Origin of the sequence: Bradyrhizobium sp. 190 (assembly GCF_023073415.1) — a bacterium.
Lineage (GTDB): Bacteria > Pseudomonadota > Alphaproteobacteria > Rhizobiales > Xanthobacteraceae > Bradyrhizobium.
Genome location: NZ_JADPJL010000082.1, coordinates 93,700 through 115,672 on the forward strand (window position 1 = coordinate 93,700; position 21,973 = coordinate 115,672).

18 protein-coding genes and 1 pseudogene are annotated in these 21,973 nt (G+C 59.6%); 9 read left to right on the top strand and 10 right to left on the bottom strand.

What is annotated here, in order from left to right:
- Positions 1–13: 13 nt before the first annotated feature.
- From IVB22_RS39715 to IVB22_RS39725, 3 genes are read right to left on the bottom strand one after another with little or no spacing between them, the layout of a single operon-like run.
- Positions 14–3,169: an efflux RND transporter permease subunit gene (locus IVB22_RS39715; RefSeq protein ID WP_247522571.1), complete on the bottom strand. Its 3,156-nt coding sequence runs from the start codon at positions 3,167–3,169 to the stop codon at positions 14–16.
- A 58-nt stretch (positions 3,170–3,227) separates the two neighbouring features.
- Positions 3,228–3,662 carry a hypothetical protein gene (locus tag IVB22_RS39720; protein ID WP_247522572.1) on the bottom strand — a complete coding sequence of 145 codons (435 nt, stop codon included), beginning with the start codon at positions 3,660–3,662 and terminating at the stop codon, positions 3,228–3,230.
- A 46-nt stretch (positions 3,663–3,708) separates the two neighbouring features.
- A complete protein-coding gene (locus IVB22_RS39725) occupies positions 3,709–6,834 on the bottom strand; it encodes an efflux RND transporter permease subunit (RefSeq protein WP_247522573.1) in 3,126 nt (1,041 codons plus the stop codon).
- A gap of 727 nt (positions 6,835–7,561) precedes the next feature.
- Between IVB22_RS39725 and IVB22_RS39730 the strand changes: the two genes are divergently transcribed.
- Both IVB22_RS39730 and IVB22_RS39735 read left to right on the top strand, forming a co-directional pair.
- Entirely contained in the window at positions 7,562–9,343 is a 1,782-nt protein-coding gene (locus tag IVB22_RS39730; protein ID WP_247522574.1) for a hypothetical protein, read from the top strand.
- Positions 9,344–9,704: 361 nt separating this feature from the next.
- Positions 9,705–9,998 (top strand): hypothetical protein, encoded by a 294-nt coding sequence (locus IVB22_RS39735; RefSeq protein WP_247522575.1) that lies wholly within the window; start codon positions 9,705–9,707, stop codon positions 9,996–9,998.
- A gap of 310 nt (positions 9,999–10,308) precedes the next feature.
- On the opposite strand, the gene IVB22_RS39740 is transcribed toward IVB22_RS39735, so the two are convergent.
- Together IVB22_RS39740 and IVB22_RS41770 are read right to left on the bottom strand one after the other, a co-directional pair.
- Positions 10,309–10,542, bottom strand: coding sequence for a DinB family protein (locus IVB22_RS39740; RefSeq protein ID WP_308200512.1), 234 nt, complete (start codon positions 10,540–10,542; stop codon positions 10,309–10,311).
- 150 nt (positions 10,543–10,692) lie between these two features.
- On the bottom strand, positions 10,693–11,013 hold the full coding sequence (locus IVB22_RS41770; RefSeq protein WP_308200513.1) for a hypothetical protein: 321 nt from the start codon (positions 11,011–11,013) through the stop codon (positions 10,693–10,695).
- 271 nt (positions 11,014–11,284) lie between these two features.
- Here IVB22_RS41770 and IVB22_RS39750 point away from each other — a divergent pair, with 271 nt between their 5' ends.
- Both IVB22_RS39750 and IVB22_RS39755 read left to right on the top strand, forming a co-directional pair.
- Positions 11,285–11,572, top strand: coding sequence for a hypothetical protein (locus IVB22_RS39750; protein WP_247522576.1), 288 nt, complete (start codon positions 11,285–11,287; stop codon positions 11,570–11,572).
- Positions 11,569–11,751 carry a hypothetical protein gene (locus IVB22_RS39755; protein WP_247522577.1) on the top strand — a complete coding sequence of 61 codons (183 nt, stop codon included), beginning with the start codon at positions 11,569–11,571 and terminating at the stop codon, positions 11,749–11,751. Before IVB22_RS39750 ends, IVB22_RS39755 begins: the two co-directional genes overlap by 4 nt.
- 626 nt (positions 11,752–12,377) lie before the next feature.
- Here IVB22_RS39755 and IVB22_RS39765 read toward each other — a convergent pair.
- From IVB22_RS39765 to IVB22_RS39775, 3 genes are all read right to left on the bottom strand, one after another.
- Positions 12,378–12,578: a hypothetical protein gene (locus tag IVB22_RS39765; protein ID WP_247522579.1), complete on the bottom strand. Its 201-nt coding sequence runs from the start codon at positions 12,576–12,578 to the stop codon at positions 12,378–12,380.
- Positions 12,579–13,178: 600 nt separating this feature from the next.
- Positions 13,179–13,442 (bottom strand): hypothetical protein, encoded by a 264-nt coding sequence (locus IVB22_RS39770; RefSeq protein ID WP_247522580.1) that lies wholly within the window; start codon positions 13,440–13,442, stop codon positions 13,179–13,181.
- Positions 13,443–14,281: 839 nt separating this feature from the next.
- A complete protein-coding gene (locus IVB22_RS39775) occupies positions 14,282–14,560 on the bottom strand; it encodes a DUF2934 domain-containing protein (RefSeq protein ID WP_247522581.1) in 279 nt (92 codons plus the stop codon).
- A gap of 190 nt (positions 14,561–14,750) precedes the next feature.
- On the opposite strand from IVB22_RS39775, the gene IVB22_RS39780 reads away from it, so the two are divergent.
- Positions 14,751–14,942, top strand: coding sequence for a hypothetical protein (locus tag IVB22_RS39780; RefSeq protein ID WP_247522582.1), 192 nt, complete (start codon positions 14,751–14,753; stop codon positions 14,940–14,942).
- 164 nt (positions 14,943–15,106) lie between these two features.
- Positions 15,107–15,337: a hypothetical protein gene (locus IVB22_RS39785; protein WP_247522583.1), complete on the top strand. Its 231-nt coding sequence runs from the start codon at positions 15,107–15,109 to the stop codon at positions 15,335–15,337.
- A 359-nt stretch (positions 15,338–15,696) separates the two neighbouring features.
- On the opposite strand, the gene IVB22_RS39790 is transcribed toward IVB22_RS39785, so the two are convergent.
- Complete coding sequence (locus IVB22_RS39790; protein WP_247522584.1) at positions 15,697–15,900, bottom strand: hypothetical protein; 204 nt, start codon at positions 15,898–15,900, stop codon at positions 15,697–15,699.
- Positions 15,901–17,043: 1,143 nt separating this feature from the next.
- On the opposite strand from IVB22_RS39790, the gene IVB22_RS39800 reads away from it, so the two are divergent.
- Together IVB22_RS39800 and IVB22_RS39805 are read left to right on the top strand one after the other, a co-directional pair.
- On the top strand, positions 17,044–17,283 hold the full coding sequence (locus tag IVB22_RS39800; RefSeq protein ID WP_247522586.1) for a hypothetical protein: 240 nt from the start codon (positions 17,044–17,046) through the stop codon (positions 17,281–17,283).
- Positions 17,267–17,530 carry a hypothetical protein gene (locus IVB22_RS39805; protein WP_247522587.1) on the top strand — a complete coding sequence of 88 codons (264 nt, stop codon included), beginning with the start codon at positions 17,267–17,269 and terminating at the stop codon, positions 17,528–17,530. Before IVB22_RS39800 ends, IVB22_RS39805 begins: the two co-directional genes overlap by 17 nt.
- A gap of 1,193 nt (positions 17,531–18,723) precedes the next feature.
- Here the strand turns inward: IVB22_RS39805 and IVB22_RS39810 are convergent.
- Positions 18,724–19,860, bottom strand: a pseudogene (locus IVB22_RS39810) (TAXI family TRAP transporter solute-binding subunit); the annotation flags it as partial.
- A gap of 1,612 nt (positions 19,861–21,472) precedes the next feature.
- Here IVB22_RS39810 and IVB22_RS39815 point away from each other — a divergent pair.
- The gene (locus tag IVB22_RS39815; RefSeq protein WP_247522588.1) at positions 21,473–21,733 is read left to right on the top strand and encodes a hypothetical protein; all 261 of its coding nucleotides are present in this window, start codon (positions 21,473–21,475) and stop codon (positions 21,731–21,733) included.
- Positions 21,734–21,973: the final 240 nt, after the last annotated feature.

Consider the following 21,973-nt stretch of genomic DNA (forward strand, 5'->3'; position numbering starts at 1 on the left):
ACTCAAGTTCATTTCAGACATTCCCAGAGACTCGTACCGCCCCCGGAACAGTCAGACTCTCCATCAGCGCGCCGGTACCGCGACCGAAACGAAGATAAAATGCTGGCAAGATAAACAGGTTTAGGAGCGTCGATGTTACGAGGCCGCCCAGGATGACGACCGCCATCGGATATTCGATCTCGTGCCCCGGCAGGTCGCCGAAAATCACCAGCGGCAGAATCGCCAGCCCGGCGGCACCGGTCGTCATCAGGATCGGCCGCAACCGCTCGCTCGCGCCGCGAAGCACGAGGTTCATGCCGAACGCCTCTCCCTCATGGCGTTCCAGATACTGGAAGTGGTTGATCATGATTATCCCGTTGCGGGCGGCGATGCCAAGCACGGTCAGGAAACCGATCAACGAGCCAAGAGAAATTACGCCGCCCGCGAGCCACGCCGCGAGGACGCCGCCCACCAGTGCCGAAGGAAGGGTGAGGAAACTGAGCGCGGCCAGACGCCAGCTGTCGAAAGACTGTCGCAGAAGTATGAATATGCCGGCGAGCGCCAACAGGGCGAACAGTTGCAGCCGCTCGCGGGTGGCGCGCAGTTCCGCATACTCGCCTTGCAGCACCGCGTAATAGCCAAGTGGAAACGCCATCTTCTGCAGGCGCGACTGCACCTCCACAGCGACGGCGGCGAGATCGTGGCCCCGGACATTGGCCTGCACGTCGATCCGACGGGAGCTTGCCTCGCGCTTGATGGCATTTGGTGTCGGCTGAATGCTGACATCGGCCACCTCGGACAGCCGGACGCGCTGCCCGGTCGGCGTGTCAATCAACATGTCGCGGACCGATTCCATGCTGTGGCGGGCTTCCGGCGCGGTCCACACCTGCACGTCGTAGGTGCGTCCCTCGATGAAAACATCGCCGACCTCGGTTCCGGCCATCAGTGACGCGGAGGCACGCCGGACATCACCCGGCTTCAGACCGTGGCGTTGTGCCTCGTCCAGCTTCACCGTCACCTGAATGTGCGGCACTTCGACCATCAACTCCTTGTGCAGGTTGACGAGGCCCGGAGAGTCCGCGAGTGCAGCGCGAACCTCCTCCGCCTTGTCCCTCAGTACCTCCAGATCCGGGCCGAAGATGCGGACGACGATCGCCTCGCCAGCCCCGGTCAGGACCTCGCGAATGCGTTCCTTCAGATAGGTCTGCACATCGCGGTAGAGGCCGGGATAGCCGTCCACCATTTCCTCGACCTTGGCATAGGTCTTGTCGTAGTCGGCGTCTTTGCTGATGCTGATCCAGTTCTCCCCGAAATGGACGCCGTAGACCTCATCGGCGGCGAAGGCCTGGCCAATATGGGCGCCGAAATTGCGTACACCCGGAATGGCGCGCAGTTCCCTGCTCGCGCGGGTCGTGATGCGTAGCATCTCCGGAAGCGACGTGTCGGGGGTGGTGACCCAGTGCATCAGGAAGTCGCGCTCCTTGAACGAAGGCAGCAGCGAGTGCCCGAGCAGTGGCCAAACGCAGATCCCCACGAGCGTCACGACACCGACGGCGACATAGGCTGCGCGCGGCGTTCGAGTGGCCCGTTCCAGCAAGGGCGCGTAGCGGCGCTGCAGCCAGACGATTACCGGCGATTCGCGCCCTTCGAGCCGCGCGTTACGCAGCAGGAGGAGACAGAGCGCCGGCGTCACCGTCATCGCCACGACGAGGGAGGCTGCAATTGCGAGCACATAGGCCGTAATCAGCGGCTTGAAGAAGGATCCAGTCAGGCCCTCCATGAACAGCACGGGCACGACCGCGACGACCACGATGAGCGTAGCGTAGACGATCGGCGCCCGCACCTCGAGCGAAGCGTCCAGAACGATGCGCGCGGTGCTCCGCGCATCTCCCGCCCGCCGCGCGAGACGCAGGCGCCGCATGATGTTCTCGACGTCGATGATCGCGTCGTCGACGACGATCCCCAACGCGATCACGAAGCCCGCCAGCATCATCGTGTTGACGGTGGCGCCGGCCTGGAACAGGACGAGGCCCGCCGCGAGCAGCGACAGCGGAATTGCGACGATGCAGACGATCGCGGTGCGCAATTCGTAAAGGAAGATGAATATGATTCCCACGACCAGCACGCAGCCCAGCAATAACGCCCACGACAGATTGGCGATCGAGTCCTCGACGAAAGTCGCTGGCCGGAAAATTGTCGTATCGATCTCGACCCCTGGAAGGCCGGGCTTCATCCTCTCCAGCGCCTCCTCCACCCCGCGGGTGACGGCGAGCGTGTTGCCCCAGGGGAATTTTTCGACGATGAGCATGAGGCCCGGGCCGTCGTTGATTACGGCATCGCCAATCATGCCCTGCGGTGCGTAGACAAGATTGGCCACGTCGCTCAGCAATAGCGGCGGCTTCCCGGCCGGTTTGGTCACCGGCACCTTGGCCAGCGTCTCCGGCGTAACGCCGACGCCAACGAAGCTGAGTTGAAAGCGCTGATTGGGTGTTTCGACGAAGCCGCCGGTGCCGATATGCGCGCCGCGGGCATAGCGCAGCAGGCCAACGTCGAGGGCATCGGAAACCGCCTCCTGCACTTGGTCGAGCGTAACGTCCACCTCGGCCAAGCGCTTCGGATCAACCATGACCTGAAGCATCTTGAGCTGCTCTCCCCAGATCGCGACGTTCGCAACGCCGGGAACGCCGAGCAACCGCTGCCGGATGGTCCAATAGGCGAGCATCGACAAGTCCATCACGGACTTGTCCTTTGAGGTAATGCCGACCTTCATGATCCGGCTGGTCGAGGACAATGGCGGCATCATGAAGGGCGGCGAGGCCCATGTCGGCAGGGTCTTGCTCGCGAGCGCCATGCGCTCGCTGACCAGTTGCCGCGCGCGGATTTCGTCGGCCCCCGGCTTGAAGATCAGCAGGATCGACGACAGTTGCGGCACCGACTTCGACCGCATCACGTCGACGCCAGGGACGCCGTTGAGCGCGTTTTCCAGCGGCACCGAGACAAGTTGCTCAACTTCGGCGGATGAAAGCCCAAGACAGATGGTCTGGATCTCGACCCGCGGCGGCGCGAATTCCGGGAATACATCCACTGGCACGTCGCGCAGGCGCGCCAGGCCAAACCAGATCAGCACCACGCCAAGGGCGAGGACGAGATAACGAAAGCGCAGACTAGAGCCAATAATCAGCCTCATCATCGGAAAAACATCCCCCCACTCGGGCCGAAGCCGCTGTGGAAAAACAATTTACGCGCAGCTAGTGACCTACCTTCACCTCTGTTCCGAAGACCTCCGGCACTCCCGCCGCAAGCACCTTCGTGCCGGTGGGTGGCCCGTCAGTCAGGTACACGTTGTCGCCCTTGATGGTATCGATCACCACCGCGCCGCGAACGAAGGTCAACGGATCGGCGCTGATATAGACCCACGTCTTTCCGGTCAGATCGTAGAGAACAGATGCGTATGGCACGATCCGGCGGCCCGACGGATCGGCGCGCACCTCGTCAATGAGGATACCGAGCCGTTCCGCCGCTTTTGGCGTGAGCGTGATCTTCTTGATCTTTGCGTCATTCGTGGCCTCGACCCGCGCGGGCGCGCTCTTTTTGACGTCCGACTCCGCGGCCGGGGCTGAGACACACGACGCGGCGAGGCAGGCGGTGGACGCGGCGACCATCAATACGCTGAAGCGCGCCATGAGACGTTTCTCCCTTTCACAACGTTCGAAGTGAAGCGCGCGGCGGTCATGACGCGGTCTCCATTTCAAGATCGAGCCGATCGGCGGTCCAGCCGGCGCCGAACCGCAGGTAAAGCGCCGGCAGCACGAACAATGTTCCCAGCGTCATGGTAAATACGCCGCCCAAGACCGAGAGCGCGAGCGGGTGCGCGATTTCGAGTCCGGCGACATCGCCCATGATCGCGAACGGAAGCACCAGCGCGAGCGTCGTCATCGATGACGCGATGATGCTCGGGAACTGTTCCTGCATGCCGCGACGCACCGGCTGTTCGCCGAACGGCTCACCCTCGTTCAATTGCAGATGCTGGAAATGGGCAACCAGACCTATACCCTGCCGCACCATCAGTGCGAGCACCGCTGCCAGACCCAGCAGAGAACCAAGCGAGAAGTGACCGTCATTGATCGCGGCCGCCGCCAGGCCGCCGAGTGCAGCGACGGGTACACCGAGCAGCGACAGGGCGCTGAGTGCCCAGCTGCGGAGCACCGCCTGCGTCAGCAGAAACATCAACACCGACGCCGCCGCCATGTAGCTGTATATCGATCGCAGGGCGGCTCGCTGTTCCTTGTATTCGCCGAGCACCTCGGCACGGTGCTCGAACGGGAATGCGATCTGTTTGACATTCCTGGCGACATCATCCGCCACATCACCAAGCGCCCGCTCATCCACTTTCGCGGAAACATCGATACGACGCGAGGACCCCTGTCGCTGGATGATGCTGGTGGCCGGCGCGATGCGGACGTCCGCAACCTCGGCCAGGCGAACCTGGGACCCGCTCTCGCTATTGATCATCAGATTCCGCACGTCATCGATGTTGTCGCGCAACTCCGGACGCCCCCAGACAACCACATCGAAAACCTTCTGGTCCTCGAAAAGCGCACCGACGGTGATGCCGCCGACCATCGCGGAGGTCGCCCTGCGGACATCGCCCGGCTTCAGGCCGTAGCCAGCCGCGCGATCGACATCCACCTTGACTTCGATCGAGGGTTCTTCGACCTGTAATTCGACCCGGGGGTTTTCAATGCCGGGGATCTTCGCCATCGCTGCGCGGATCTCCTCCGCCTTGGCACGAAGGATCTCAAGGCTGTTGCCATAGACACGGACGGTGAGGCTATCCGGGTCACCGGTGAGCGCCTCGCGCAGCTTCGTGGACAGGTATGTCCCAAGCTTGCCCCGCATCCCGGGATAGGCGGTGATGACAGCTTCGACGGCATCCACGGTTGTTTCGCGATCGGCCTTCGGATCGATGTTGACCCACACGTGCCCGGCGTTCACGTCCGTTGCGCGTTCGCAGTTACAAAGCAACGCCCGTCCGAGATCGGCGAAGGCGTTCTGCACTCCGGGAATCTCCCGCAGGTCTCGGATCAAGTTCTCGGTCGATCGGGTCATTGCCTGCAGCGACATACCGGGCGGCCCCTGCCATTCGATCACCAGATCCGTCTCTCTGAGGCTGGGTACTATATCGCGTTCGAGCGGGCTCCAGAGCGCGAAGCACGCGATCGCCGCCACGACGCAGGCACCGATGCAGGTGAGCGGCGCGCGGATGACGCGGCCGATGATCCGATCGAAAGGCCTGGCCAACCTATTGATCACCCAACTGCCCGTCGGGGTCAGTGGCGCATTGGCGAGCAGCACCGCGGCCAGCGCGGGGGTTACGATCAACGCCACCAGGATCGAGATGGACACGGCGGCAATATAGGCCCAGGCCATCGGCGCGAAGAACGCGGCGGACCGACTCTGCATGAACAGAACTGGCAGCACCGCGAGCAAGACGATCAGCGATGCGTACAGCATCGGCCGACGCGTTTCCAGCATCGCACGGACGACGACCATGAAGCCGGATTGACCGTCGCGTTGCGGCGCACGCAAGCGGCGCAGCACATTTTCGACGTCGATTATGCCGTCATGCACGATCACGCCGGACGCCATCAGCAGGCCGCCGACCACCACCATGCTAAGCGGGATTCCGGCGGCCTTTAACAGCAGTTCAGCGCAAACGAATGACAATGAGATCGCAACCAAAGCGATAACCGCGGTCCTCCAGCTGTCCATCAGAAGGCCAAGCACGATGGCGACCAGGATGATCGAAATGAGCATGGCCTTGCCCAGATTGCTGGTCGCGCGTTCGATGAAGCTGGCAGGATGGTAGATGGTCGGATTGATCTCGATACCGGGCAGCCCAGGTTTCAGTTCGTTGAGCGCCCGCTCAACGCCGCGCGTCACGTCCAATGTGTTGAAGCCGGGGAATTTCTCGATCGCCACCATCAGGCCGGGGTTTTCGCCGACGATGGCGTCTCCGATCAGCGCCTGATGCCCCTCCACGAGATAGGCGACGTCGCCGACGCTCGTGGTCGTGCCGCTGAGCGGCACCTTGGCGAAGGTACGCACGGTGGAGATCGGCAGCTGGTGACGGATGCTGAGCCGCTGGTTCGGCGTTTCGATGAAGCCGCCGGTGCCGGGCGTGGATGAGTTCAGGTAGGTGAGCGGCGAGGACCACACCGCCTCACCGGTCGTCTTGATCACCTGATCGAGCTTGACGCCCTTCTTGTTCAGGTTCCGGGCATCGACAAGCACCTGCACCTGCCGCTCGCGCTGACCCCATATCGAGACATTCGCCACACCCGGAACTCCGGCGAGACGCGGCGCGATATTCCAGCGCGCCTGAACGGACATGTCGATCAGTGAGACGGATTTCGAACTCAGGCCGATGTTCATCACTCGGCTGGCCGAGGAAACCGGCTGAAGCATAACCGGCGGGCTGGAGACGTTCGGCAGCGCGTGCGCCTGCGTCAGCCGCTCCTGCACCATCTGGCGCGCTTTCATCAGATCGGTGCCGGGCGCGAAGATCATTTCGATCGTCGAAAGTCCCGCCATCGATTCCGACTGGATGACCTGGAGCCACGGCACACCATTGAGCAGGTCCGCCTCCAGCGGCACGGTAATCAACGATTCGACCTCGGCACTGGAGAGGCCAAGCGATTCCGTCTTCACGGTGAGCGAGGGCAGCGCAAGTTCGGGGATGACGTCGAGCGGCTTGTTTCTGACGTCGACGGCGCCAAGGATCAGAAGGCCGCCAGCGACAACCACAACGAGGGTGCGTAAACGCACGCTAGAGGAAATGAGCCACGCCAACATTTCGAGCTCCCCTCCGTTTGGCCTCTAGTTGTATTTGACCTCTAGTTGAAATCGAACTCCATTTGAGAGGGCCCGTTGAATGCGGGATTTTCTGACCGCTGTGTCGCTCGCAGAGCAACGCAGCACGAGTTCGAATTTTCTATTGATTTTGCGCCGGCTTAAATTTGCTCGCGCTTACACGATCGTGAGGCTTCGCCGCAATCGAAATTCCACATTGTCGCCTTTCTAACAAGATTAAGGCGACGTTGCATTTTAAGTTGATGTTTCTGTTAGCACAATCTACCCATTTGGGTGCTACCCGGATTGGGTCACGTTGGTTTACCCAAATTGGACTGCGCGCAAATACACAAGCATCTGCCGCCACTTGAAGTTGCCGAACAGATCGATGGTAGTTCGCGGCCACACCCTCAATCCGGATACATCACTTCAGATACATCACTTCGTGGCGATTGAGTAATTCGCCATCAGTGTCATTGTGGTCCTAACGTTGTTGAGGGGCGTCCGGCAATTGTTTGATTCGTCTTGATGACTGGGACTCTATTCTGCAGTCGACATCACGAATGAAATGCTAGCGGAGAGAATCTGGCGCGAGCGAATTGTGGGCGAGTTAGTTCGGCTAATTGAATGACGTCGAACTACAGTCGTAATGAGGTCGCGCATGATCTCGGGTAAACGGGATCGGTTCGTTACTGGATCCAGGCGACGTCGGCAATCAGCAGAAACTGAGATGGTGGAGTCAGCGGTGCGCGGTTGGCATCGCGTCTACGGTGAGTACCCATTCATCTTTCGCGTTGTGCCGGCATTGTTCAGCCTCGTCCTGCTTGTCCCTTCTTATGCCGCCGCCGCGGAGAGCGAGGATGTGGCAGCTCTCCGACGCATGCTTGGGGAGCTCAAGGCGGAGAACCGCAAACTTTCCGGACGTCTCAGTGCCCTGGAAGGCGCGTCGGCGACGCGGCGTGTCAAGCCCGCTCCGGCGCGCCAACGTCCGGCATCTGCCGCGACAGCGGCGGCAGCCGCCCCCACGGTTGCCGCCCCCACGGTTATTGTGGCGCCGCCCGTCGCTCCGCCCGTTCTGCCCGAGCCGGATTTGTCCGAAGCCGCAGCGAAGAGGCCGCTTAACGCGCGTATAAGGGAGCTGGAGATCGGCTGGGCGGCGCAAGAAAACGCGACGCGACAGATCATCGGGGACTCGCTCTCGAAGACCGGACCGAAAATTAATAGCTTCCTCTCGCTGAGCGGCGTGATTGAAGGCCTGGCCTCGCGGACCGACTCATTCACCGGCCCTGCCCATGAAAACCTGTCGCTCGGCACAGCGGAACTCGATTTCGATATCAAGATGAGCGACTGGTTGACCGGTGCTCTGGTTCTGCACTTCGACAAAGGCACCGGTGCAATATTCCCGACCGGGAATCAACCGGTGGTGCCGACCAACATCGCTGGCATAGGCGTGGATCGCTTCACGCTTGATCGGACTCACGTTTTGGTAGGCGATCTGATGCAATTCCCGATCGCGGCCCGCTTCGGCGTGGAGGTTTTGCATTTCGGTACGTCCACGGGCGTGGCACGCCTGGATACGCTATCGATCGGCACTCCGCTGACGACCGAGGTGTTTGAAAACCGTCAGACTGCTGGAGGCCTGGAATTCGCGTGGCCAACCCCACCGCGGCAGCCGCCGCCGGCGCCTGTCGTTGTTCCGCGAGTTAGTCCGTTGGTTATCGCACCGGCGGTGAGCCAACTCGCGCGTTGGCTCGGCTACACCCCGCTTCCTGAGCGTCCGTTCCGGCCTACCCCAGTCACATTCCCCTTCGACCCGCCACCTTTCTACGGCTCAGTCATGACCTACAGAGGCAGCGACAGCATCATCCCCGGCCGGACGAAAATCGACGATTACAATGCCAGTCTCGGTTTCCGGACGAGGGGCCATTGCGGCGTGCCCTATGACCAGTTGACGAACTCGCTGATTTGTCCGTGGACCTTTGACTTCCACGTCGACTATGACACCTCGGTTTTCGAAAGCAGGTTTCTGCATTCGTCCTACCTGCCATTCCTGAATCAGATCGGCCGGATTCCTGGAGTGGCCGCGAGCGTCAAAGCCAGTTTCGGTCCGTTCGCGGTCGTCGGCGAGGTAAATGCCGCAATTCAGGACGCCAGGTTTATCGATGGGCTCGGCATTGCGCGGAACATGATGCCGATGACGTGGCAGGCCTCGATTGCCTACCAGTTTGACTGGAACCCATGGATAACTGAGATCGGCGCGCAGGGCAATTTCATCTCGGTGGGATATTCCGGCAGCCAAGACATGGCGGGTGTGTCGATCCTGCAAAACGGCATACCGACCCGGATCGGATTCGTGCCGCAACACCGGCTTTTCCTTACCGGAGGCGAGTGGGTGATGGATGGGCTGAAGGTGGCCGTGGAATATTCAGCCAACTGGGACTACCCGGTGAGCGTCGGCGGGACGGGCAAAGTCGCGCATGGCTGGTTCGGATTGATCCAGCTTAATTTCTGAGCCGTCTTCGCCCAGCACTATAAGGACGTGCGTGCCGAAACCCTGGAAGCGATTGAGAATATCCCCCGGGGACGAGCAAGCCGCGTTAGTAGCAACGCGGCTGGTCGCGTCTAGCGGGCTTGCGTGCGAGCACATCGATCTCATCGCCTGGATATCAAACTGAGAGTGTTTCGGAGCACTGATATCAGCTTCGAACGACTCGGTCCCGGCTACCGAATTGGTTTATTGTGGACCGATCTCGACCTGCCGCACGGCCGGCATTCGGGGAATCCGGGGAACAGTTCGATCCTCGAGGCCACGGTTGAGTCCCGATACGCCTCGTCAGAGATCGATTATCTCGCCCAACCGACGGGAGAACTCCATGAAGGCCATCGCACTGGGCGCATTCGGTGCTGCGCTGCTCGCATCCGCCACTTCCGCCGCGCCCCTCAACGCGACGACGATCGGCTCCGCCGAAGTCTCCAACGTCGATCAGGTCGGTCTGGTCTGCAACGAGTATTATGGACGCTGCTGGCGGACCCGAGGACCGCGCTATGTCCTGCGCTATTACTATGACCCCAGCTATTTCCCCGGCCGGGGCTACAACTACTACGCTGGCCCCGGCTACTACAATCGCGGCTACGGCGGACCAAGGTTCATCATTCGCGGTCGGTAGCCAGGAAGCAAAGGCCGCTCTGTCTACAGCGTACCCATTGATGGAGCATATTTATCTGGACAGCAAGCGCGTCAACTAATTCAGCTCGTTCCCGCTGGATGCCGGGAAGCGCGTCCGAATCTATCGCCGCCCAGCGCACTACCGTTTCGACGGCTAGCCAGGCGGTGTAGTCAAGCTGACCGGCCCAGCAAAGAGTTTTCGTCCTGCACTCCCAGCAATCGAACTACCGTAACATCGGGTGTCGATGCTGATCTTGCGTGGCTCGTTAATCCACCCCGCAATTCGCTCAAGGCAACCGTTGCGAGCGCGACTACGGACCACGGCGGTCGTCGCGCTCCTTGTCTTTCTTGCAATCCGCTGGTTTGCTGGCAATGAACTTTTCGAGGTTTGGCGCTGAGCCGCCTCTTTGAAAGTCCAATAAGTCCAACGACGGCGGCTCACCACCAGTAAGAATAGAGAGACAGGCATGGGCTTGGCCGCGATGATGCGCCTGATGATTGAATAGATGCAGCAGAATATCCGCGAGAACCTGTGACTGCGGCATTCCGGATGTGGTCGTAACTGTGAACGCCTCTCAGTGATGTATCCGGCACCGTGCTCAGCGGGGACCTTTTGGCGCAATACGACCATCAAAGTCGAATTGACATTCTTGATCGCGCGAAGAGAACGGCACAGCCGGGTAAGCGGCCGATGATCACGACTTACGCATTCTGATCTGCGGCGCACCATTGCGGCCGGCTACCATGTCGCAACACAACGGCCCGCCAGCGCGAACCGGCGGGGCATAATCGCAAAGACCGACAGCGCCGCTAGCCAACGCCGTAGGCTTGTTGAGAAAGTAGTCGCGGTTACCCAGCGCCTTCTCTGCGTACTGATCGATTGCAACGGTGATCGCCTGGACGTGTTGATAGCAGTAACCCTCTCGCGTGGCCCGCTGCCGCACCTCGGTAAGCGCGTCGATCCAGGGCGAGTTATCAGCCTTGTCGTCATACCATTTCAGTTGTTCGCGCATCACGCTGTCTTCCGTCTCGGACGCGCATGTGCTCGATTTCGGTCCGGACGTGATCTAGATCCATAGTGCTCCTCCATTGCCCTCTGGATTGTGCGGACGAGCCCTTCCGCCCTGCGCTCTAGCCGGTCGTAAAGGCGAAGCCGCCTGAACAGGATTTCCATTTCCCGATTGGTCTTCATTTCACGATAGTAAAAAACGTGAACAAGATGACAAGCCGCTAGGAATAGGCTGTGCTGGGACGGAACATCCAAGATCATTTGCCTGAGTAATATTATTGCCCTGGTCCGCCCCGTTCGAGGATCCCATCGTCTTGCCCGACGGCCGGAAGCTGCTCACGCTGAAGGACGCGGCCGACTACATTACGAAGCTGCCGAAGAAGGAATCCGACTTGCCGGAATGGCAAACGGCGATCGAGGTCTTGCTGTTATGCAGCCGCGGTGGCCCGACGATGATGGCCAGGATTGGGGGAATGAAGGCGTTGAACCGTGGTGTCGAGCGGGTGTTCAATCCCGATCGCAAAGAGACACATTGGGGGAAGCCGAAGCTCAAGAGGGACCAATGACTGTTTTTGTCGACACCAGCAAGCAGGTTGGCGACCGCGATCACCTCAAGGTCTTCGCCACCACGGACGCCGCGGAAACCTGGTTCGGGGAAAACGATCCCGAAGGCGTAGCCTTTGAGTACGACGTGCTTGAAAAGATAGAGGCCGCCGCGGCCTTACGTCCCCGTCCTTCGTTGTAGCAGCGCCTGTTCAACTTGGTCCGCGAGGACCGTGAGATGACTGTGGAGCCGGTCAAACAACTCGCGCTTGGCTTGGTCCGCGGCGAGATCCCGGATCAGAGCGCATTCGGCTGCGTCTTTTCGGAGCTTTTCGATCTGCGCCAGATAGTCCTGCACGTTCGATGTCCCGATTTTGTTTCCCAAGTTTCAACCCTGGAACAACGGAAGTCAATTCAACAGAGGCTAGGACACTCGGACAACGCAACGCCGCCTAGCGTTGAAACGGTCGCTGGCGGCGCTGAATCTCTGCCCCGGGAGGGTGAACAAAGTCCCGAATAAATGTTGGTCGCCCTTCGGCGCCAAAGGTTCACCCGAACATGGCCCGCCAACTGAGGCGGCCTTATTCGGGATGCAGGGCGGCTTTCTTTGCCTCAAGTTCGGCCAGCGGTCGGCTGCTTCTTGCGTCTGTTTGTCGTTGATCTGATCTCTGAGCCGCTTGTAGCGGGCGATGCTCTCATCGATTTTAGCGCATTGGTCGCACATGGGCTCACCGCTTGGATCAGGCGGGAGCATTGGGCACTCTCAGTCACCGACAATTGCCAATTCCGATCGGTGATGCGGGATAACAGCCGGTAGTGCTCGAGGTTTCAAAATGCCTTTGGCGGCTGAAGTCCCGGCGGCGAAAGCCACCCGGCCATATGGGACGCAGTATCAAGTTGCCTGATCTTCTTGCGTATGGCGTCGAACTCAGGACCAGGTTTGAGCGTGGCGAGTTGAGCTTCCAGCTTGGTCTTCTCGACAGCAATGTTCTCTTCAAAGGTGTGGGGGGCGGATCGGCGACGCTGCATGACACAACCTCTTGCTTACGGGTCCTGACCGTAGGGTTTGCAAGTTCCGATCCTAATATGCAGATGACCGGCCGTCGGTTCCATTGTAGTCACACATACTGGATAGCGCCCAAAGAAGGGGCCCGCCAGCGTGAACGGCGGGCTCCGCTAATTCGCGTAACCAGCTTGCTCAGACAAGCCCAGACCGTTGGGAGGTTGGAATAAACAGGGATGATTGGAACTTCTGTGGGCTGAGAGAGTCGGAACGGGCTTCCGGTTTTCAGCCCCCAAAGCCCCAAACCGGGAGAAGGCGGGCCCAGCTTTCTTTCCAGTAGCTGGGGCCGTTGCCTTATCAGAAGCCGCCGGCTGCGAAAACAATCGCCGTAAATGTGAACAGTTCACAGACAGTCCGAGTTTGGCTGCCCTAACATTGTGCCATTCACTTCCATACGGTCATTCACTTATTCTTACTTGCAAATCGCCCGGCCAAAAGCCGGGCTTTGCCCGGCTTTCGGAACGTAGCCTGACGGGTGTCCTCAGCGGCGGCAACGAAAGAGGCTGCAACTTGGTCTCCTTTTCCGAATGCACCAAATCCGCAATCGCTTAGGAGACAAGATGCATTCATCGCCACCCTGGAAATGGGCAATCTTCCTCTTGATAGCTTTGTGCTGCGGCATCTACGTTTGGACGCTCCAATAGCTCTGAAGCCATCCGCCGGGTTGTAGAGTTGGGGCTGAAGGCGAAGAAGGCCCAATCTTGAATTTTTTCGCCGTCATGACGCAGCCGCCTTGCCGCGTCGAGGATCAAAAGCGCGTCCTCTCTGCTCTCGGGTAGCTGCGCGGCAAGCTGGATTGCGTGGCGTCGATGCCAAGGCTGTTCTTTCATGCCCCCATCTCCGGCGGCTGTTGCTTCGCCTCGTTCGTCTCAGTCGGGGCCACGGGAATCTGTTGGCCAACTCGCAATCAGCCTTTGATTTCATTTGATATTTTTTCCGATCAATTTTGTAGTAGCTCTGAGCAACCGAAATCTAGAATTGCCTCGAACTGATCAAAACGCGCTTCATAATTGCGGTACGTTGACCAGCGCATCCATTTGGGCTTCGGCGGAAGATCCCAGTCGGCCGGATCGAGATTGGCAATTAGACGGGTCTTGATTTTATTTTTCCCGTGCCAAGCACGATCGTCCCTATCCAAGAACTGCGATGCATAGGCTACTTGTCTACGCCAAGTCTGGCGGCTACAAAATCTGCTTGCTCCAGGCGGCTTCCAGAGCACCGAGGCGAACCGGCGCAAGAAAAATCAAGCTGTTACAACTGGCTGCTAATTGTTCCGAGCCGCACGGAAGCGGCACGGCGGCTTCGGTATTTGTTCTCGCGCGCACACAAAATGAAAACTCGCCTGACGCTGCGATACTACTTTCCGCCGGATACCTGACGTCCCTGTGCAGGTCTGGTAAGAGCTGCGGATCTGGAACTGGACATACGCGCAAAGCATTTATGGGTCTCTCAGTCTCTGTTGGGAGCCGGCAGATGCAAGAGTACCGCGCGTTCATCATGGGGCCAGACGGCCATGTCCAGAATCGCGTTGATCTGCGGTGCAACGATGAGAGCGAGGCTATTGGGCTCGCCAGGCAGCTCGTTGACGGCCACGACGTGGAGCTATGGCAACTGGTTCACATCGAGACCTTCAGGCACACGTCCGAGCGGCCAGTCCTGAGGCAGTCGATTACTGCCGCTGGCGCTCGCTGATCTCAGATTCAGCTTGAAGCCAAAAGTCCAAGTCGCGGTCTGCAGGGCATCCGTTCTGTTCCCAAATTTCCCTGGCGCGTGCACTGATCGCCTGCTTTGTGCGTCTCGCCTCCAGACGCTGCCGCAGCCTCTGCCTGAGATCCTCAATCCAAGCCCTCAGCCGCTCCACGGTCGTCTGGTCAGTGATGCGCGAAGCAATCCGGGTCGCTTGGTCGATCTTGCGCTCTAGTTCCCGGGGATCTTCAAGCTGATCCATAGACCATCTCCATCAAAGGAAGACGTTCAGGTCACAGTTTTGTTCATATACGATGATGGATACGTTCTAGACGGCCGGGCGAGCGACGTTTCGCGGGTGGCCTTACCAGGCAACCCCGCCTGGGTGAGCCCGCCGTAGGAACGATCGTTGGGCCAATCGAATTGAATCCGCGCAGCGTTAGGCGCGTACCATGAACAACACGGATCAGGAAATTGTATTGCGGGCTCTGGAAGATGCCAGGCGCATCCTTGGGGAATACGTGTGGCCCGGTATCGACGCTAGCCAGACGGTGCACAGCCTCATCGCGGTCCTCGATAGAGATGAGGTCGTCAACGCTCTCGTTCGAATGAAAAGGCGCCGCACCCTTCGCCTAGTGGAATAGAGGGCCGCATTGGCTGACTGAACAGTTCGACCTTCATCAAAACTCATTTTGAACAGGAAGACAGCGTTGCTGGCCGGGAGGATTTCACATGAGACAACTGTGCTACAGCACACGAGGTTCACGCGCTGCTCAATACAGCGCATCCGCATGCGGGCGATAGCAATTTGGAAAGAGCTGCCGAGCTTGCATCCATTGTGATCGACAACAAGTTGGTAGCTGGTGACGACGTGCGGCAGTCCACTTTTCTTACCATCCAGAAAGCAAGACAAGCGATCGATGATGGAGCAGGCGCAGCCAAGGGGCAAGAATTGCTTTTGGATGCTGTCAGAAGCGCTGAGCAATGGGTGAGGTTCGCTTGTTCAGAAGCTGATCGGCAGGAATCTGCAATTCCTTAGCTCGCTCTTGTCGGTCCTTTTCGCGGAACTCCCGTTCACGTCGCTCGAATGCGGCCAACTCGCTTTGCACTGCTTCGAGAAAGCGGTTCCGTGGTGTGATTGCCAACTGTGTATGTCCTGTCATCACGCACCCTACGATTTGCCCGAGCCTTTCCACTATCCAAGTGCTGGAACGGGGGAAAGGTTCGGTGCCGTAAAATTACGGATTTATGACGGCAAGCTAGTTAGGAAATCAACTTAGAACAGTCCAGTACCGCAGCCGACACGCAAAGAGAGGCGAAAATGGCCAGCCAGCGTGAACGGCCCGGCCCGCCTTGAATTTCCAGGAAATCGTAATCCGCCCGCTTCGTCGCGCAAAGCTAACCGACACCGTAGGGCTTGTTGAGAAAGTAGTCCCGGTTGCCCAGCGCCTTCTCTGCGTATTGGTCGATCGCAACGGTGATCGCCTGGACGTGCTGGTAGCAGTGACCTTCACGCGTGGCACGCTGGCGCAGTTCCGCGAGCACGTCGATCCAGGGCGAGTTATCCGCCTTTTCGTCGTACCATTTCAATTGTTCGCGCATCACCAGCTCCGGCCGCCAAGCACGCGCCCCTTCGTTGACCGCCCTCCTCCTTCTTGAGCCGGTCCCGCTCGGCGCAAAGGTCTTCGATCTTCGCCAGCATTCTCCCAAGCAAAAGCCCAGCCGATGCCGTTCCGATGCCGGCGCGTTGAAGCTGGAGGATCTCCTTACGCTGTCTTCCGACTTGGACGCGCATGTGATCGATCGGAACGGACGTGGTTCAGACCCATAGCACTCCCTCATTACCCTCTGGATTGTGCGGACGAGCCCTTCCGCCCTGCGCTCTAGCCGGTCGTAGAGGCGAAGCCGCCTGAACAGGATTTCGATTTCACGGGCGCTTTTCATTCCGCGGATATAGCACAAAAGGTGAACGAGTTGGCAAACCGCTGGGTATTGGGGACTGGGCCAGCAGCGATGCCAATGCTTGAAATTAGCAGTGGCGTGCTTTGGAACTCAGGAGCATGATCCAGCGAATGGCCTATTGGATACATGCCAGGATCAAAGACAGCGACGGCGCTTTTTCGGTGGTGGTGGACACGGCCAAGACGCGCTGGCGAAGCTGGCTGAACTGGCCGAGTTAGACCAGGTCGAGGTAGCCGCTATGGATCTGTCGGGCGCAATTATCGAACTGGCGACCCTTCAGGCCGAGGCAAATCAAGCCCCTAGTTTCGGAAAGACGGCCGGCGTGTGCCCTCCGGCGAGCGCAGTCGGCAGAATTTGAGTGTCCTTGGCATAATTGAGCGCCAGATTCTGCCGATTGTTTTCCATTTGTTCCGAATTGATCCCCTTAGGTTGCCGTCCGTGATTTGCGCCTCAGTAGTTTGCCGGAGTCTAGAATTCCCTGCGGTGCGGGCCGTCTTGGATCCGATGTCCGAAAGCTCTGGGCATGGCGAAGCTAAAGAAGCGCAGCAGCGGCGTCCGACGGCGCACGTCAGACGCTCCGTATAACGCAACTACTTCGTGCAGAAGTACGACATCTCGCTTGAGCAGGCCCAAGAGCTGATGCGAAAAATCGGCCGCGACCGCGACGAGCTCAACGAGACCGCAGCAAAGCTTTTTCGTAAGTAGACCACTACAGCGAACGCCTCGTTGCAGGCGCAACCCTCGACTGTCGGATAGAACCGCAGACTCGGATATCCAGAGCGCATGCCATTTTTGGTGCAAGCCTCCGCGGACGGTCAAACGCTGGCGGTGACGACCGCAACCGCGAAGGAAGCGTTTGCAAAGGCCGTCGAGTGGCAAGTCGTCGGAAGGTGCACGCAAGTCACCATTAGCGACAGTAGCAACACCTATTCTACAGACGCATTTGCACTGGCGATGGCGCTCCTGGAAATTGCGAAAACAGTCAACAGCGCTTCCGAGGAAAATAATGAAGTACGCCGCTGAGCGTCCTTTCGCCGAACCTGAGAAGGCTGCGCGACGCCTGTTGGAGCACGCGCACGCCTTCGAACCGATCCAGGATGGTCGCATCTATATCGAAAAGCTCAACGGCCCTTTCCTGTTCGGCGACAAGGGCACGCCCGCGGAATATAGCGCCGGCCTAAAGCGTGCTATTGAACGAGGCTGGTTGGAAATTCATGACAGCGGAACATTTGTTAAGTTCACATCGGCAGGCGCTGATCTGTTCGCCTAGCGTTGATACTGGCGTCGGAATCGCGTTGCAATAAACGCGGCATCGCTCCCCACACTTCGCCGGGAAAGTAACGTTAATTTTCTGTTTCGATTGTCGTTAGAATTTTATCGATTAGTCTCATCGTCAGTCGCGCGGGGCTCAATACCGAACGATCAGAGGCCAGTCCGAAGACCGCTCGGTTTTCACGGCCTCGCCGAAATCAAGCAATGGAACCGGTCACGAACCGGCAATTGCGGCAAAGAGCCTTCCGGTGACCGCCCGGACGGCTCATGCTTATTGTTGGCACACCTCAGCTCGGATGCGCGGCCGTTCAACCAGATCGCAAGGTTGCACGAGGCGCTGACAAGGAAGACAAGGCTGCGGCATGAAGTTCGCCAGCGCCCGCCCCTACGCCGACCCAGAAAAAGCCGTCCGCCGGATCCTCGAGATCGCGGGCATCTAGGCATCGACGGCTAGTTGGGCGGAAATAGCACGTACAGGGGCGAGTGCGACCCCCGCCGCCGGACGCTGGGCAGGATCCAAGCCCAATCGGCGAACGCAGCGCGAGCGCCATGTCACCAAATCGCCTAATGACTCAACGACATCAGTTCGCGCGTTCACAGGCGACGTCCATGGGTGCAGCAATGGTGCGCTTCGGTCAAATCTATATCTCACGCCGGCCCGAACCGGGCTCCTCATGGTCGCACTGTTTTTGCTTGGTGGGCTCGCCCTTCGCGCTATTTCAGTGTCCGACAGCAGCGAGGTGCGCACGCTCGGCGCGCCGGATAAGCTCGGCGAGGTAGCTCCCGATATTGGCATCCGGGACCTGAGACGGTCGCTGCGATAACCGACTGTCGCCTGGGCGGCGGCTTCGATAATTTACGAATACGTTCCGACAGACGGCCTCACCTGAAGCCAGGCTATCGCTCGGCGAAGCCGCTGGACGGAGAGGTCGTTGCGCCGTTGGGCGGAGTAGCGCCGGAGAACGGTGTCCACCAGGACTCCTCGCTACCTCGGTTGCAGGGGTCCGGGTCGGCCCCGCGGTAGCCTTGGCATTCGGTCACCGCACCTTGCTCGATCGGCCGCCTTGCGAGTAGCGCTCGGCGGGGCGCGTGCCGGACGGGCGCGGCTTGCGTTGCGGACCGGGAGGCATGGCCCCCGTCTCGAACCTTCTTGGCGCGTTCTTGTGTCCCTGCCCGGACGCCTTCCCGCGGGCTGGTCTGGGCCTGTGCGTTCACGCCCGCCGCCCAGGCACGAAATTGCTGGAATAGAGCTTCCTTGTCGGTCTCCGACTGGTTCTCAGCGGCGGCGGGGTTCTCTCCAGACACCTCAAAGCGTTGCCTAGGCGGCTCGACGCCGTGTTTGTCGAGCCATTGCTGCGCCAGCGGCAGGCGATTCCAGCCCGAGAGTGGCGCCGGCAACGAGACTTCCTTCCACTTGGGATGGAATGGCGGGCCCTGCAACGTGGCGAATTTCTTGAAAAACGCGTCAACGAACAACGCGAGCTTGCGGCTGCGTTCGGAGCTGGGTGGCCAGTTGTATGCTGCGAGCACCGCCGGCACGGCGATCGTATCGACTGTCTCCCCTTCGGCAATCAAATTCGGATAGTCCTTCGAACTCAGCGTCGCTGGCAGATAGTCGTTCTGCAGGGGCTTTGAATAATAAACCGCGGCCAGATGAAAGCGGCCGTCATTATTGAAGGTGGTGACCGACAAATACGGCTTGCCGCCAACCACGACGACGGCATCGATCTCGCCCTTCTTCAATTTTTCCATAGCGATGCGCTGCTCGACATAAACGAAGTTCGCCTTGATCCCGAGCCGCTCGAAAATGGTCAGGGCCGTCACGAACGTGCCGCCATTGGGCAGGTCGACGCTCACCGTTTTGCCTTCGAGATCGTCCAGGCTCTTGGTGGTCTTTGGTGCAATAACCTGCATCTCCTCATTGTAGAGCTTGGTCACATAGGTGAACTGCTTCTTAATGCCGCTGGCAAATCCCTTTCTCTCGAGGTAGTCGAGCGTGTCCGCGCGTACGATGCCGAGATCGACGCCCTTCAGGAAAAGGATGTCGGCAGCGCTCTGCACCGAACCTCGACCAACGATCGGCAGCACCCGCAGTTTGCCGTCGTCATCAAGAACGGAGGCAAGGTCGGCGCCGAACTGCACATAGGTGCCTCCGATCGTGCCGGTAAGCAGCGTGACGGTGTTCGCGTTCAGTGCTTTCTGTGTCGAGACAGAGCCGAATTGGAAGATCGCCCTCAGGCTGTCGCTGACCTTGGCCGGGTTATAGTCGATCTGTTCAGCGTGGGCCGCATCAACACCGGGAGCCATCATGATCATCACGATCGTCATCGGGGCTAAAAACTTTCCAAGATACTTATGCACGGCATCCTCCTGATATGCATAAATCAGTTCTGAAGTTTCGTGAGACGCTGTTGCGCGTCGGCCGAGCCAAGGCTGGCTGCCTTGCGGTACAGTCGCGCGCCGCAGCAGGATCGGGTGTGATGCTTCGCGTATCGCGCGCTCCGAGAACATCCGGATCATAGGTCCGCGCCAGCAAGAACGCGGCGGTTGCGTCCTGCGCGCCGGCGGCGCGTTCAAGTAATAACCGCGCCGGGGCGACGTCGCCGACCGCCAGCAGGCGCTTGGCGCGTGTCACCAGCGAAAGCAATGTTTCGGCGTCGAGCGCTTTCGACGGCGCCGCCCGTTGATTTCCCTTTGCTTCGGCTTTGGTCGGACCCTGCGGCGCGGTGTGATCGGTGCTTGCGGTCGCCTCTCCGCGCGCCACAGTCGCCGGCCCCACCTCGTTGACTGAATTCTCCGAGTCGAGCTTGCTCGAGGCGGCCTGCTTTGCCGCTCGATCCGTGATCGCGCCGCTTGCGGCCGATCTTGCTTTGTCGACAATTACACGCGTGACATCGGAATAAGATACCGCTGCTAAGATGATCGCGAACGTCAGACCAGCAAGCCCAACAATCCGCGTGAGGTTGGTTGTCGGCCGGCTCGGGTTAGACGATGCAAAATGCCGTGGATCAGGCTCGGACAAAAACAAAGGAACGGAACCGTCGTCGATAAATTCCGATTCACGCGTCGCAGCCATTTGGGATCTGTCGAACGTAAGGGCATTTGGATCCCGCAACAGGCGATGCGTCCGCTCCATGTCGCTCTTCCCTCATTAACCGCAACGCGGGGAGCCCCCCGGTGCTAAGCACCGGTCCATTCACACACATAGAGGTGCCAGAGAGCCCGGCACACGGCCTAACCTTCCCACTCGGCGATCGTTCCTCAGCGAACGACCGGCCGCAGCGCGCTTACAGCGAGGAAACTGCGCACCAGAGTTGCTGCGCGCGATCAGCGCTACTGGTGGGTTGAATCGGATGTCGTGGGAAGACGTTTTGCCAGTGGCGAGTAAGTTTGCGCGCGCGACATCGTGGTGCCGGATCAAGTCGTCGCCACTATAAGCGGCCGCTTAGGCCTCGTCACTTTGGCCTGAACCAGTTGACCGTCTCGTACATGGGCGAGGTCACCAGGAACCTCCAGTATTTGGCCGTTGCCGGAGTGAACGCGCCAAGACTGACGGTCGTTACCGGTGGTGTTGATGGCGCCTCCCGCGGGCGCTCCCGAGATCGCCGGCGCCGCATTGATCGTGATCTATTGAGGGAGCGCGGCCTCGTCCATCTCCCACCACCAGTCACCCCGGAATGGCTAATTTTGGCTGGGTCTTATTCTTGGCGATTGGGCGCATGTCACGTGAACAGAAGATCACCTTCGGCGAGAGGCGCGAAAAGCGGCGCCACGAAAATACTTGTGCATTGCGTCTGCGGTCGCGCAATCGAGATGGACGCCGGCGGCTGCCTGATGATAGGCGCCCCTCCGATATCAAGCCGCGATTCTCCTGCCAGGCGTGAGGTCACCGAGGCGCTGAGGTCCGACCAAGCTATGGGCCTGCAAGAATGGGCACTCGATGAAATACGCCTCCCCTCGCCCCTATGCCGATCCTGAAAAGGCCGCGCGCCGGATCCTCGAAATCGCCAACGCCGTCGAGCCCATTCAAGGCCGCATCCACATCGAGAAGATCAATGAGCCGTTTCTGTTCCGTTACCGCGGCAGCCCGGCCGAGTACGGCGCGGGCCTTAAACTCGCGGTCGAGCGCGGCTGGCTGAAGATGCACGAATCCGGAACTTTCGTCACCTTCACGTCGGCCGGCGCCGAGCTGTTCGCCTGACGAGCAAAGAAAGCCCAAAATTTTTGCGGCTCCCTTGAAACCAAAACCGGTTTTCCTCATTTTTTTGTCGCCACCCAGGCGGTGGTGTCCGGGTGCCTGATGGGCCCGGGCTGGAGACGGGCACCGGTCGTGTCCGGTGCCGCTCGTAACCAACTTGCTCATTGGAGGATTTGGCTATGCGCAGTTACAACTTTGAACCTCTCTGGCGCTCGACCATCGGCTTCGACCGCCTCTTCGATC